The 12,068-nt window shown below is 64.8% G+C and carries 19 protein-coding genes; 1 reads left to right on the forward strand and 18 read right to left on the reverse strand.

Annotation, left to right across the window (positions count from 1 at the left end; all coding sequences use genetic code 11):
• Positions 1-10: 10 nt before the first annotated feature.
• The 10 genes from ACXI0D_RS20050 to ACXI0D_RS20095 all read right to left on the reverse strand — a co-directional run bounded on the left by ACXI0D_RS20050 (position 11) and on the right by ACXI0D_RS20095 (position 7,668).
• Entirely contained in the window at positions 11-1,222 is a 1,212-nt protein-coding gene (locus tag ACXI0D_RS20050; protein WP_479643032.1) for a phage major capsid protein, read from the reverse strand.
• Positions 1,222-1,866, reverse strand: coding sequence for an HK97 family phage prohead protease (locus ACXI0D_RS20055; protein ID WP_479643033.1), 645 nt, complete (start codon positions 1,864-1,866; stop codon positions 1,222-1,224). Before ACXI0D_RS20055 ends, ACXI0D_RS20050 begins: the two co-directional genes overlap by 1 nt.
• Positions 1,859-3,118: a phage portal protein gene (locus ACXI0D_RS20060; protein ID WP_479643034.1), complete on the reverse strand. Its 1,260-nt coding sequence runs from the start codon at positions 3,116-3,118 to the stop codon at positions 1,859-1,861. The genes ACXI0D_RS20055 and ACXI0D_RS20060 overlap by 8 nt, the downstream gene beginning before the upstream one ends.
• Positions 3,115-5,022 carry a terminase large subunit gene (locus ACXI0D_RS20065; RefSeq protein ID WP_479643035.1) on the reverse strand — a complete coding sequence of 636 codons (1,908 nt, stop codon included), beginning with the start codon at positions 5,020-5,022 and terminating at the stop codon, positions 3,115-3,117. The genes ACXI0D_RS20060 and ACXI0D_RS20065 overlap by 4 nt, the downstream gene beginning before the upstream one ends.
• Positions 4,955-5,254: a hypothetical protein gene (locus ACXI0D_RS20070; RefSeq protein WP_239503577.1), complete on the reverse strand. Its 300-nt coding sequence runs from the start codon at positions 5,252-5,254 to the stop codon at positions 4,955-4,957. The genes ACXI0D_RS20065 and ACXI0D_RS20070 overlap by 68 nt, the downstream gene beginning before the upstream one ends.
• A gap of 612 nt (positions 5,255-5,866) precedes the next feature.
• Positions 5,867-6,055, reverse strand: coding sequence for a hypothetical protein (locus ACXI0D_RS20075; protein WP_479643036.1), 189 nt, complete (start codon positions 6,053-6,055; stop codon positions 5,867-5,869).
• Entirely contained in the window at positions 6,055-6,399 is a 345-nt protein-coding gene (locus ACXI0D_RS20080) for a DUF1064 domain-containing protein (RefSeq protein ID WP_479643037.1), read from the reverse strand. Before ACXI0D_RS20080 ends, ACXI0D_RS20075 begins: the two co-directional genes overlap by 1 nt.
• Entirely contained in the window at positions 6,396-6,872 is a 477-nt protein-coding gene (locus ACXI0D_RS20085; protein WP_479643038.1) for a lysis system i-spanin subunit Rz, read from the reverse strand. The genes ACXI0D_RS20080 and ACXI0D_RS20085 overlap by 4 nt, the downstream gene beginning before the upstream one ends.
• The gene (locus tag ACXI0D_RS20090; RefSeq protein ID WP_111201994.1) at positions 6,869-7,183 is read right to left on the reverse strand and encodes a hypothetical protein; all 315 of its coding nucleotides are present in this window, start codon (positions 7,181-7,183) and stop codon (positions 6,869-6,871) included. The genes ACXI0D_RS20085 and ACXI0D_RS20090 overlap by 4 nt, the downstream gene beginning before the upstream one ends.
• Positions 7,180-7,668, reverse strand: a complete 489-nt coding sequence (locus tag ACXI0D_RS20095) for a glycoside hydrolase family 24 protein (protein WP_479643110.1) — start codon at positions 7,666-7,668, stop codon at positions 7,180-7,182. The genes ACXI0D_RS20090 and ACXI0D_RS20095 overlap by 4 nt, the downstream gene beginning before the upstream one ends.
• Positions 7,669-7,797: 129 nt before the next feature.
• Between ACXI0D_RS20095 and ACXI0D_RS20100 the strand changes: the two genes are divergently transcribed.
• Positions 7,798-8,016, forward strand: a complete 219-nt coding sequence (locus ACXI0D_RS20100; protein ID WP_479643039.1) for a hypothetical protein — start codon at positions 7,798-7,800, stop codon at positions 8,014-8,016.
• 94 nt (positions 8,017-8,110) lie between these two features.
• On the opposite strand, the gene ACXI0D_RS20105 is transcribed toward ACXI0D_RS20100, so the two are convergent.
• The 8 genes from ACXI0D_RS20105 to ACXI0D_RS20140 all read right to left on the reverse strand — a co-directional run bounded on the left by ACXI0D_RS20105 (position 8,111) and on the right by ACXI0D_RS20140 (position 12,036).
• On the reverse strand, positions 8,111-8,824 hold the full coding sequence (locus tag ACXI0D_RS20105) for a hypothetical protein (RefSeq protein ID WP_479643040.1): 714 nt from the start codon (positions 8,822-8,824) through the stop codon (positions 8,111-8,113).
• Positions 8,825-8,894: 70 nt separating this feature from the next.
• Positions 8,895-9,098 (reverse strand): hypothetical protein, encoded by a 204-nt coding sequence (locus ACXI0D_RS20110; protein ID WP_479643041.1) that lies wholly within the window; start codon positions 9,096-9,098, stop codon positions 8,895-8,897.
• Positions 9,095-9,463, reverse strand: a complete 369-nt coding sequence (locus ACXI0D_RS20115; protein ID WP_479643042.1) for a Ref family recombination enhancement nuclease — start codon at positions 9,461-9,463, stop codon at positions 9,095-9,097. Before ACXI0D_RS20115 ends, ACXI0D_RS20110 begins: the two co-directional genes overlap by 4 nt.
• Positions 9,463-9,657 carry a hypothetical protein gene (locus ACXI0D_RS20120; protein WP_479643043.1) on the reverse strand — a complete coding sequence of 65 codons (195 nt, stop codon included), beginning with the start codon at positions 9,655-9,657 and terminating at the stop codon, positions 9,463-9,465. The genes ACXI0D_RS20115 and ACXI0D_RS20120 overlap by 1 nt, the downstream gene beginning before the upstream one ends.
• On the reverse strand, positions 9,654-10,316 hold the full coding sequence (locus ACXI0D_RS20125; RefSeq protein ID WP_479643044.1) for a hypothetical protein: 663 nt from the start codon (positions 10,314-10,316) through the stop codon (positions 9,654-9,656). Before ACXI0D_RS20125 ends, ACXI0D_RS20120 begins: the two co-directional genes overlap by 4 nt.
• A complete protein-coding gene (locus ACXI0D_RS20130; protein WP_479643045.1) occupies positions 10,306-11,196 on the reverse strand; it encodes a helix-turn-helix domain-containing protein in 891 nt (296 codons plus the stop codon). The genes ACXI0D_RS20125 and ACXI0D_RS20130 overlap by 11 nt, the downstream gene beginning before the upstream one ends.
• Position 11,197: 1 nt before the next feature.
• The gene (locus ACXI0D_RS20135) at positions 11,198-11,509 is read right to left on the reverse strand and encodes a winged helix-turn-helix domain-containing protein (RefSeq protein WP_479643046.1); all 312 of its coding nucleotides are present in this window, start codon (positions 11,507-11,509) and stop codon (positions 11,198-11,200) included.
• Positions 11,506-12,036, reverse strand: coding sequence for a phage regulatory CII family protein (locus ACXI0D_RS20140; RefSeq protein WP_479643047.1), 531 nt, complete (start codon positions 12,034-12,036; stop codon positions 11,506-11,508). The genes ACXI0D_RS20135 and ACXI0D_RS20140 overlap by 4 nt, the downstream gene beginning before the upstream one ends.
• Between the last annotated feature and the right edge of the window lie 32 nt (positions 12,037-12,068).

The raw sequence follows: 12,068 nt of genomic DNA on the forward strand, positions 1-12,068 counted from the left end.
CAGCTCGCTATCACGCCTGCGGCTTGAAGCGGCCCTTCACGAATGCCTGGACGCGGCGCTTGGCCAGGCCCAGGCGCTCTTCCACCAGCAACACGCGCTGGTTCTTCACGAAGTCGTCGTTGATCAGGCCGACCTTGAACAAGAAGCTCATGCGGTCGTAGATCGTGGCGCCGCGCTGGAAGTTGGCGACCAGGAACTCACCACCGGTGGTGGTGCCGTCGCCTTCGTCCATGCTGTCCGAGGCAACCACCGGGCGGCCCCACAGGATCGGGGTCACGAAGCCCTGCAGGTTTGCAAACAGGTAGCGGTTCTGGCTGTCCTTCTCCAGCTCGATGTTCATCCAGTCCAGCTCGGTCATCACCGTGGCGTCGGCCGACAGCTTCGACTGCTTGCGCACCTGGTAGATCGCGCGGCGGACAGTGTCGATCGAGGTGTCGCTTCCCTTCGAAAGGGCGTCATCGAACACCGTGGCGTCAGTCATCAGGCCGGGCAAGTTGTTGCCCAGACCGTCGCCCTTCAGAATCTGGACTTCTTCTTCCAGCTTCAGGTCGTAACGCAGCAACTGCTGCAGGTAGCCGTACATCTGCGGCACGTCGTCCAGAGCTTCGTCGGTGACCGGGATCCAGACCGCCAGCTTCTTCACCAGGTCGGTCTTCTGCTCGAAGGTAACGTTGCTCTGCGGCTTGGCCCCGCCTTCGCCGACCGGGCCGGCGCCGCGGGTGTGCAGCTTCTCGCGGAAGTAGGTGTAGCTCTGGCCGGTGACGGAGATCGACGGGATCAGGTCGCGGATACGCAGTTCCTGGCGGATGCCCGGCTGGATGGTCGGGTCATAGTTCGGCACGACGATGCCGGCGCTGGTGACCGCCTTGGTTTCCTGCATGGACGCCAGTTCGTCCTTCTTGATCTCGATCTCCGCGGCCGACTTCTCGCGGCCGATCAGCGACTTGTACTCGTCGTTGCCCTTGATGAAGTCGATGAAGCCCTTCTTCGTGCCGGGCTGGGTGCCGAGACCGATACCCTTTTCTTCCAGCTTCAGGACCTTGTCGACCACCTTCTGAATTTCATCGGTGGCGGTCTGGATCTGCTTCTTCAGGTCGGTGGTGACCTGATTGCCCTTTTCGATCTCGGCCGAGGCGCTGTCGTACTTCTTCTGCAGGCCGGCGAAGCCGTCCTTCAGCTGCTTTTCCAGGCCTTCGCGGACCTCAATGATATTGTCCGGCATTAGTTCATTCCTTCAAAGATGGATTGGATGGAGTTGCCGAGTTTCTGCAGCTGCTTCACGGTCTCCGTGTCCCCGATGCCACCGTCACGGTGGATCGCGGGAAAGCCGAGCGAGGCGACGGCCGCCGCCTCTTTCTGGGACAGCCCCATGCGTTCGCGCAGGGCTGATTCGAAGGCGCGAACGTCGGACTTGACGCTCATCACCTGTGCTTCCGGGTTCATGCCAAAGGGGACGACCGACGCCTCCCACAATTCGGCCTTCTTGATGACGCGTACCCGCCGTCCCTCGCGGGTTTCAATCGAGTCCTCCAACGTGTTGAAGCCGACTGACATTTCGTCCAAGGTGCCGGCCTTCATCAGCTCGTAGGCGTCCTTGGCGTAGCTGACGTTGAGGTTGACCTTCCCTTTCAGGTGCAGGCCGTTGTCGTCCTGCTTGAACTCGGCATCGCCTATCAACCGTGTCAGGTTGTGGTACAGCGCCAGGCGTAGTCGGCCAGTGCGGGTCGTCTTCACCTTGACGAAGGCGCCCGGGACGATCAGGTCCTCGCCGAGATCCACGTTGTTGAACACCGAGGCATAGCCCTCGAAGTTGCCGGAATCGTCTGCCGCCTTAACCTCGAACGGGCAGGAATACTTGCTAAGCATTGGCGGGATCTCCCGTTGGGTCGTCGCTACTGGAATCTGGCTTGTTGCTGGTCCACCGGGTGACCTGGTTGTATTGCTCGCCCTCCAGTACGTGAAGGTTCTCTTTCACCCGGACCTCGTTGATCGCCATCCAGCCAGAGCCACCAGAGCCGCCCAAGGCGGTCTTGTAGTAGTTGGCCCGGGCACCGCTGTCGGCGCGCAGCAGCCCCTCTACGACCGCCTCAACGAACATGTCGCCATCAGCGAACAGCTTGTCGTTGATCTCGCTCTCGATCGCATCGAGGTAAGGCTTGAGGCCGAAGGTGACGAAGCCGCTGGTTTGCTGCTCCAGATTGGAGCCCAGCACAGACGTGGAGCGAGCGCGGTTGGTCAGGTACAGCGGTACGCCCCAGATGCCGGCCAGCGCCTCCTCATGGAACTGCTGCGATTCGATGAACTGGCTGTCCTTCTGCGTCAGGCCAGCCGGCGTGATCGTCGGACCGCCCTGAAGGATGGCCATCTTGCCCAGATCGTCCACGTCGCCCTGCCGGATATCCGGCAACTTCGCCTTGATCTGCGCCTGCTGCTCCTTGGTCAGGAAGCCCGGATAGATGATGTATCCACCGGTGAAGCCACCCTTTCGCATGAACCGGGCAGACCAGTCCTGCGCAGCGCGCGCCAGACCGATGGTCTCAGCCTGGTACTCCACCGGTGACAGGCCAGCGATACCGTCGGAACTGAACAGCTTGAAGTGCAGCATGTTCTCCGGGGACACCGGGGTTTCGCTGCCGTTGATGTTCGCCCAGTAGACCAAGCCGTCATCGGTGTCGATTCTGACGTTGTCCACCGCCACCGGGATCAGGCCGATCCACTCCCCGCTTTCATCGCGTCGAATGATGATGAAGGCGTTGCCCCGCAAGGCCATGTTCACCACGACCGCCTTGATCAGGTCCAGCCACTTGATGAAGGGGTTGGGCTTGCTCAGCAGGCGCAGCAGCCGCCGGCGCTGCGGACTGGTTCCCTTGACCAGCGCTCGCACGCCGCTCTTGTCCTCATACAGTTTCCAAGGCAGCCCCGCAGCGGACTCGGACAGCACCTTCACGCACGACCAGACGATGCTGACTGTCAGCGCCTTCTTGAGCGTCACCCGGACGCCCGCCTTGGTGCCTCGGCCACCAGTGGATAGGTCGACCTCAACGTAGTTGCCCGTGGCAGGGTCGTCGTACCCGAAGAACCGCCAGCTCAGCGGGTTGTACCAGCGAAAGGTAGTCATCCGATCAGTCCAAAGAAGCCGTTTTCCAGGTAGTCGTCTATGCCGCCGGTGTCCGGTGGCATGGCGTGTGCCGCGCCGATGGCCATGCAAAGGGCCACCGCGGCGTCGATCTTGTTTGCCGACCTGGCCTTCGACAGCCAGCTGTTGCCCCACCGGTCCGATTCGATGACGGCGGACATGATTGCGGACACCAGAACGGGGTTCCGGCGCAGGCGCAGGCGCCCCTCCAGCAGCGCCTCCTCCAGCAGGCGTAGCGATCCGGGCATCCACATTCCCTCCGGCACCGGCTGCCCCGACTGCTCCGCAGCTTCGACCGCCGCATCCAGCGGTTTGCCTTTCTTACAGCCGCCCTGCGGGTGCTCGGCGAAGGTCACCGACAAGCCAATGTCGTTGACCTCTTCTTCGAACCTGCGGAACGCGTAGCGGTCGTATGCGACCAGCTGCACGTCATAGCGGTTGTCGTACTCGGCCATGACCTGGGCCACATGCCGGAAGTTGATGGCCTGCCCTTGCGGCGCATGCAGGAAGCCGCCGTTGACCCAGGTCCGATAGGGCAGCTTGTCCTGCAGCTGCCGCGCGTCCAGCGTGTCTCCAGGTGTCCAAGCCTCGATCCAAGCGTCGAATGTCGGCTTTTCGATGACCAACTTCTCGCCCTCGACTTCCACCTCAACCTGGACAGTGCCGGTCTCCAGCACCGCCGCCATCGCGGTGATATCGCGAACCTGCGACAGGTCGAGGCCGAGGTAAACCTTGCGTCCCTCATGCACGCGCGGGTCGAAGTCGGCCAGCGCCGGTTCCAGCGTTGGGCGCGTCATCCAGGCGGTCTCCGCGTCGGTCCACACGCAGAAGTGCAGACGAAGAATGCCGTTCAGCGACCCGGGGATGGCTTTGGCTTGCGCCACCACGTCCGCCAGGTACTGCTCGGTAATAGTTACCCCCAACAGGGGATTGGCCTTTGCCCAGCAGCTCGGGTCCTCAAGCGGGTCGTCCCCGTCGTCCAAGCTGCACACGTAGCTGAAGGTGCGGTCATCAATCACGTCGCCGACGAAGGTCGGATCGTTCACCGCCTCGGTGTGGCCGGCGGCGACTTTGACCGCATGCTCGTGTTCCTCCCAGCACACCGAAGTTCGGTCGCTGCCGGAGTTGGTGATCATGAAGAGCAGCGGCTCGCGGCGGAACTTGAAGCCGCGCTCCAGCATTTCGATGATTCGTCGGTCGGGAAGCTCGTGCACCTCATCGACCAGCACGAAGAACGGTCGAGGACCGGAGCCGGTGCGTCCCGTATCGCGCGAAACCGGGCGGAAGAAGCTCGCGCTGGCGTGGTGCGCCATGCTGAACTCCCGACCCTCACCGCCAGCGAACTCGATGCGCTTGGCCAGGAGCGGCGACTTCTTGACCATCTTCACCGCGTCGGCGAACAGGATGCCGGCCTGGTCCTTCTTCGCCGCCGCCGAGTAGATCTGTGCGCCAGCCTCGCCTGCGGCCGTCATCCCCAGCAGGCCCAGCCCACCGGCCAGCGGGCTCTTTCCGTTGCCCTTTCCCTGCTCGATGTACGCGCGACGGAACCTGCGAAGCCCGTCGGCGCCCTTCCAGCCGAAGAGCGAGCCGATGATGAACGCCTGCGAGGGGTGCAGCTCGAACTTGCGGCCCTCGAACTGACCCTCGGAGAGCATCAGGACGTTCTCGAAGTAGCGGAACGCGTACTCGGCAGCCTCGTGGTCAAAGTAAAGGCCCCGTTCGGGGCCTTCGATCAGATCCTGCAGGTGGCGCCGGCAGGCGTTGCGGACATGGGGTCCGGCCACGATCCGGCCAGCCACCACATCCAGCGCATACGCCTTAGTGCGGTCGGCCTGAGCTGGGGCCACCGAAGAATTCTTCGCCCTGGTCGTCTTCGTCACCGCCATGCGAGACCTTCGATTCATCCACAGGTGTGGCACCCAGCTTCGATAGGATCGAGCTGAGCGCCTGGGTTGCTGAAACGCCGAATTCGGCTTTTGGGTCTTCCATCCGCGCCGTCCAGAGGCACGCCAGGCGGAGAAGCACCCGGTGGCTGGAATTGAGCCATGGCATTTCCGATGCGAATTCCTTCCACGCACGCTTTTCGGCCGCTGTCATGGTTTTGAACGGCTCGCCCAAGGCGCGCGTACCTTTTGGCGTCTTCCTACCGGCATGCCGGCCTGGATTCTTGATGGCGGCGCCGCTTGTCGCAGCCTTTGCGACGGGCAGTCGGGGCCTTGGCATGAATTCCTCGAGAAAATGCGGGTTTTCTTGGCTGGAATGGCCCGTTCGAGGGTCGTCCCGTGAATTGTGGATACGCGTGTTTGGGGGGGCGCTCGGTCTAGGAGCCGGCAAACGCCATAAATTCGCTCCCCCCTACCCCGTTGGTGTGGAACCATGAACCGTGGAACCTTCAGTGACCGATCGGCCAACCGTCGGTGTCACACCCACGGACCTGCGCGGCGCCTCGCTCGAGTCGGGCCTGGTCGCTGCTATGGCAGTTGGCACATTGGCTGTCGAATGGGCCTGTCCAGAACATCTCCTCCGTCTCTCCGGCAGGGTGGCCGTTGGTGTGGTTGCACACCGTGGCGACCGTGACGTGGCCTCTGGCCTTGCACCTCCTGCACAGCGGCTCACGCTCCAACTGCGCCTTGCGCGTGCGTTGCCAGCGCGCGGTGCAATACAGGTGTGCGAAGGCGCTGCCGCCTGTCTGCCGCGTCCTGCCCCGGCGCTGGGTCGGGCCCGCCGCCATCAGTAGGGCTTCCCGTCCAGGTCAAGGCGCGCAGGCTCGGCACCTTCTTCCTGCACCGGTGCGCCGGCTTCCTCACCCAGCAGCTGCGCCACCGATTGCACCAGCAGCCCCACGTGCATGGCCAGTTCTGCGATCTGCTTGCCCTGCTGTTCAATTGCGGTGACCAGCCGTTCAATACGCTCGTCCATCAGAACTCCTCCACTTCCCAGCCACCGCCGTCACGCTTGCGCCGCACCTTCACCGCAATGAAGCGAAACGGGTACATGGCAGCGGCAATCTTGATCTTGGCCCTGGCATCGTCCTGCCAGTGACCCTTCACCTCGTGGCACTCCATGACGCCGTCGGCGGCCATGACCGCAAAGTCCGGCGTGTAGAACGTGTTGTCGGCCAGGCGCAGCTTCATGCCCTCGAACCGGTGCCACTGGATCCCGCCTGCGGCCTGCAGCGCGCGCAGCCGCTCGGCATACGCGGCCTCAGTCTTGTTCATCTCGCCGGTCTTCAGCCGGCCAAGCGCCAGCAACCGACGGTTCATCGCCCGGCCTGCATGCGGTCAGCGGCAATCACTGCTTGGCAGGCTCGGACCTGGTCGTCGGCATCGCGCCCGATCTGAACAAGATCTCCCGCGACCGCTGCTCGTAGTTGGGCATGCGCATCACGTTCGACGGCGCCGGCGACGGCTTCGGACAGGCGAGCGGTATTGCAGGTTGCGAGGTCGTCGCGCAGCTGGAGACGACCAGCGCGCAGGTCAGCCACAACAGCAGCAGGGACCGTCGCGGCCGCAGTGCGGTCTTCTTCATGCTTGGATCCGATGGTGGCCAGGCTGTCGGCCTGGCGGTGTTCGACGGCGCGGGTCTGGTTCATCTGGTCTGCCACTGCCTCGGCGCCGGCGGCGCGCCGGGTGGCTTCCGTGCCCTCTGCCCGATCACCACGCCAGGCCCATCCGGCCCCAAACATGGCACCGGACCACAGGGCGAAGGCGGCAACTGCGATGGCGATGCGGTTCACTCCGAACCCCCCGCCCTGATCGTGTCGCTGTCAGGGTCAAACGGCGGCGGCTCCAAGCTGGCCGCGCGCATCAGCCCTTCAAGCCGGTAGATGTGGCGGATGAGCCGCAACTCCCTGGCCTCCATGCGGCCAACCCGTTCGCCCAGCCGGGTAACTTCCTCGCGCATCAGCTGGATCACGTTGACCTCGGCCCCTTCCCTGGCTGTCTCTACGAACTGCTTGCGCCACCACAGCGCGACACCACCAGCGCCGACCATCAGGCCGCCAACGGCCGTGCCAATCGCCTGCCAGTCCACGTCGACCCCGATCACGGCGCCACCGTCCCGCCGGCATTGCGGTACACGGCCAACAGGTCGGCAAGCGCATGTTCGTGCTGGCCGTAACCAGCACCCGGCAGGCTCGCCCAGATGTTGCTGACCGCCTTGATGGCCTCGGGGACCTTGCCCGCCTGGATCAGCGGCAGCGCGCTGCGCTCCCTGATCTGCTGCAGCGCGATCAGGTCCTGGCTCAGGGGCGCGAAGTCCTTCAGGCCCAGCGTCTTCTTGTAGGCGTCGTAGTAGCGGCGCAGCAGTTGGTAGCGGCCGGCTGCCGTGGACTGAATCTTCAGCTTCGGCAGATCCACCAGCACGCGCGGATGGTCGGCATAGCTCTTGAACAACTGACCGCCGACGATCACGTCATAGCCGCGGTCCTTGGTGGCCTGCTTGCCGTTGTCCGTACCTTCGGACCAGGCCAGCATGTCGAGGAAGGCCACGGCGTTCACGCCGCCTGCCTGTTGGGGTGCGATCTGCGCCATGGCGCCTCCGAAAAAGAGAACGCCCCGGTCAAAGTGGGGCGTGGAATTCATGGAATCTCTGCAGCTTTTCTTTGTGCTTGTGCTGCCCATGGCGCACGATGGGCACTCATTCAGAACGGACCATTGGGCATGACCGCCGACGATTTCACCTACTTCGCCACTTACACCATCCGCCTTGCTCACATCAGTGCAATCAGCGACGTGGTTGATAGCGGACCGCAAGCTGGCAGCAGTCGCTATCAGGTCAACATCATTGTCGCCGGCGTCACGCTGTCGGAGGCCTATCCTTCTGAGAAAACCGCCCTGCAAGCTCGTTCTGAGATCTTTGACGCGCTGGAGATCTGCTAAAGCTCTCTGCAACGAAAAAGCCCCGGCTGGGCCGGGGCTTGCGTTTGGATGGTGGTCAATTTGCCCGTCAATCTGCGGACCCTGCAAGTCCTCACTAAGCGGCGCGATTCAGCGCCCGCGAAAACTGCTCCGCAGCAACATGCTCCGCACTACGCATGCGCTCCAGCATCCACTCATAGACCGGGCGCCAGAACCGGCGGTACGCCGCATCGTCCGCACCAATCGCCACCCCGCGCTTGCGCCCGCTGAGCTGCTCCAAGCCCATACCTCCACATGCCTCACATTCAACGACGCCGCTGCCCGTCGGTGCAGCTTGGACCCGCGTGCCATCGCAGGACTTGCAGCGGCCACAGCTGGCCATCTCCGCAATGACTGCGCCGGCCAGCACCCCAAGCTGCTCCATGGTGTTGTTCGGCCAGGCCGCAGCGCGCGCCTCATCCAGCGCGCTCTCGGTCCTCAGTAGTTCGCGCCGCTGCGCATCCGTCACCTGGCCGCCACCCCACCCCATGCACGCCTTGGCGATGCCGAACTCAGTTCGTGCGGTAGCGAGACCGTGCATCTGCCGGATGAACTCCGGGGCCACCAGCCCGATTACCGCTTTGCGCAGGTGCTCGCGGCGGCGAGAAGCGCTCTCTGGCCACCACAGCGCCTCCATCAGCTCCCGGCCAAGACCGTCCTGCACGTACGCCATGGCAGCGGCAATGTCCTGCGTCGTCAGCTCGGGGCGTCCGCCGCCGCATGCGTCGAACCTCTGCGTGGCCGGCCCCATGCGACTTGCCAGCAGTTCGCGTGCCTTATTCATTTCCATGCGCCTACCCCTTGGTGGTTTGCCCGTGCAGCGCGCGATCGCGCCTGGTGGTCGTTCGGTGCGGCACCGGTCACGCCGCGCGGTCCCAGCTGGCCGTGAGGTGCTGCACCTGGCCTCCACGTGCCTTGAACTCCTCCACCGTCTCGGCTGGGCCACGGAAGGCGGTTCCTGACTTCACCCGCTTAGGTCGGGAAACCGTGTTGTGGTCCATGCGCCGCTCGCGAGGCGCACGCTGGGGGTTGATCCTCGGCGCCATGGCCTTCGTCTTCTTCATGCTGCCGCCCTCAGTTCGTTGATGTAGGTCTGGTTTGCAATCAGCTCGTCGTCGGAGCCGTACGTCTCGTGGAAGGTCCGCGAGCCATCCATCAGGCTCGGACCGAAGATCTGGCGCATCGTCGCGAAGGTGTTCCCCTCCATCGGATGCCGCATGTGGTGCCACTTGCAGAGCGCGAAGCCGAACATGTGGCCGCGCCGCAGGTTCCCGCTCTTGGCGTGGTTGTAGTCGCAGCCATAGACCACCAGCTCCGGCTCCAGCAGCTTCTGCATCTGCAGCGCCAGGCAGGCCATGCACGGGCCGGTCTTGGCCAGCTCGATGCGGGCCGCCTCTTCCCTGGTCGGCGGCGGTGCGTTCGACCACATCAGCGCAGCTCCGGGATCGGCCCGGCATAGCGGGTGATCGGGATCTGGCGCATGCCATCGCGCCACACCGTCATCCCGCGCGAGGCGTACATCACCATCGGCTTCACCCCGTAGCCATAGACCACATACCAGCCCGCGTCGGCGACCGGCTCGCTCACCGGGCGCACTTCGACGTTGAAGTGATCCGGGCTCATGCGGCTTTGCCCTCCAGCAGCGCCACAATCTCGGCCAGGCGCCTACGGGTTCGGTCGTCCGCTGTCGGCGACGCCTCAACCGTTCCGACCATCAGCGCCACCGGGTTGAAGGCGGGAGTGGCTGGCGGCAGTGCCAGATAATCAGCCACCTGCTCCTCCAACAGCTGGCCCGCAGCCACTGCCTCTCGCAGGACGCCATCCCGACCGGACACGTCGCCGCCAAGGGACAGCTGGTAGCTGGCCATCCGGTGTGCAGCGCGCGCTTCCTTCACCAGCCGGGTGTAGACCTCCAGGAATGCCGGGCGGGCAGCGATCTTGTCGCCCGCCTGCACCAGCGGCAGCGCCGCCGCCCACGCGTCGCGGGTCTGCTCCGTCCACACCACGGTCGCGCCTTCGTCGGCGGCGCGGATCGCGTTGGCCCATGCCTCATTCGGCGCCGGGTGGCCATCCTCGATGCGTTCGAGGATCGCGGCCAACGACAACCGCGCCTTCAGCTCCCGGCGGCACGACGCCAGCGCGCGCTCCAACATCGGAAGCGGGTACTGCGCCAGATCCGAAACCATGTAGGCGGCGGCGTTCGGGCTGAGCTGGTCGCCAATCACCTCGGCGGTGGCCACCAGTAGATCGACCAGCCGATCCTGCTCCTGATTACCGAGCATGTGCCGCCCTCCGCTGTGCCAGCAGAGCCTTGGCCGCGTCGGCGGCGCCGAGGTTGGTCTGCGTCTTGTCGGTCTGCCGCGCGGCCTCTTCGGTGACCTGACGGCCGGTGGCCCACTGCGTGCGGTATGCCTCGCACTTCGCCAGCAACGCGCCCAGGTCGTGCATGTTCTGCACCACGTAGCGCTCGTTGACGGCCAGGAACCACGCGGCCACCAGCGGGGCCTCGGCGTGGCCGAGGCGCTGCACGATCTGCCGGACGTTGCTGTTCACCTTGGCGTTGCGCACCGGTGCCACACCGTGGCGGTCACGGTAGGCACTGGCGTAGGCCGCCCAGGTAGCACGGCACGCAGCCTGTAGGTCTGTCTCGGAAACCACCGCCAGCGGCGCGGCCGGGAGGCCCGCCGGAGATGATGGTTCTTCTGACGGTTCATTGAGGGTTATATGACGGTTAGGCGGCACGGGGCGCACCTCCAGACCTGCGCCCGGTGCATCCCCTCCTGCAGCGGGCGCATCCCCACCTGCACCGGGCGCACCCCCTGCACGGGGCGCACCCCCTGCGCCCGGTGCAGTACCGTTTTTCCCCGTCTTGCGGGTGCCCTTGGACGGCGCAGCGGCAGCGTTGAATTTGGCCGGCGTAACCGAATAGACCGTACTGCTGTTGAACCGGCGATCACGCGCCAGCAGGCCAACGGCCTCCAGATGGTCCATGGCGCTACGTACAGCGCGCGCCGACATGCAGCAGCGCGCGGCGATGGTGCCGACCGCTGGCCAGCACACGCCGTCGTCGTTCGCCTGGTCAGCCAACGAGATCAGCACAGCCTTCTGCGTGACGCTCAGGCCCTGCAGCGGCCAGCACTGCGACATGATGATGGTCGACATGTCAGAGCCCCAGCGTCATGTTCTGGCCCGGCGCAACCGGCCACCAGGTGCAGGCGCTACGGCCCGACACCGCGCAGGTCTTCTTCGGGCCGCGCCATACGCGGCCGGTTTCCGCCAGCTCAGGAAGACGGCGAGCCAGCACGTAACGACACATGCCGGTTTCTTGGGCCAGCTCGTTGCTGGTCAGGCCGGGATGGCGCTTCACAGCGACGGCGGCAGCGGCCTGCTGATCGCCTTGCATGCCTGATTCAACGACGTAGCGGGCAGCCTCGTGGCTGGTGCTGAGATCAGTTGCGCGAGCCGGGTGGTTCATCGGCGTGCCCTCCCCTTCGCTGCAGCGCGCGACACGTTGCGGATCAGCCGATGCGCCATGGTGATCAGCGAGTTGGCCTCCTCCACCATCAACTTCGCCTCGTCGCTGTCGATCTGGCGATCCGCCATCGCCTCCACGGCGGTGCCGGACAAGCGGCCCACCCTCGTGGTGATCTCCAGCAGCTTCGTCTGGATGGCGCCGACCTCGTCCGACCAGCCGCCCTCCGGCGGCGGCGGAATGGTGGCGACCGCCATTCCGAACTGCCCGGCCAGGGCCTGCATCCAGTCCAAGGCGTACTCGCTGCCGCCAGCCTTCTCCTGCATCCACTCGGTCAGCAGTTCGGCAATCTCCATCGTCACGGACTCACCCTCCAGCCCGCGCAACTTCGCGCGCAGCGTCTCCGGGTGCATGGACTTGCCGCGGCGGTCGGCCAAGAATGCGGCCGCATCCGCAACACCGCCGGGCGTTTTGCGCACGGAGTTGTAGAGAACGTCGAGCCAGTTAATTGCGGAGGTACGGCAGGTCATGGGTCACCTTGGGGTGGACTGCGTTTCAAGGT

The organism is Stenotrophomonas sp. C9D9 (assembly GCF_056491205.1).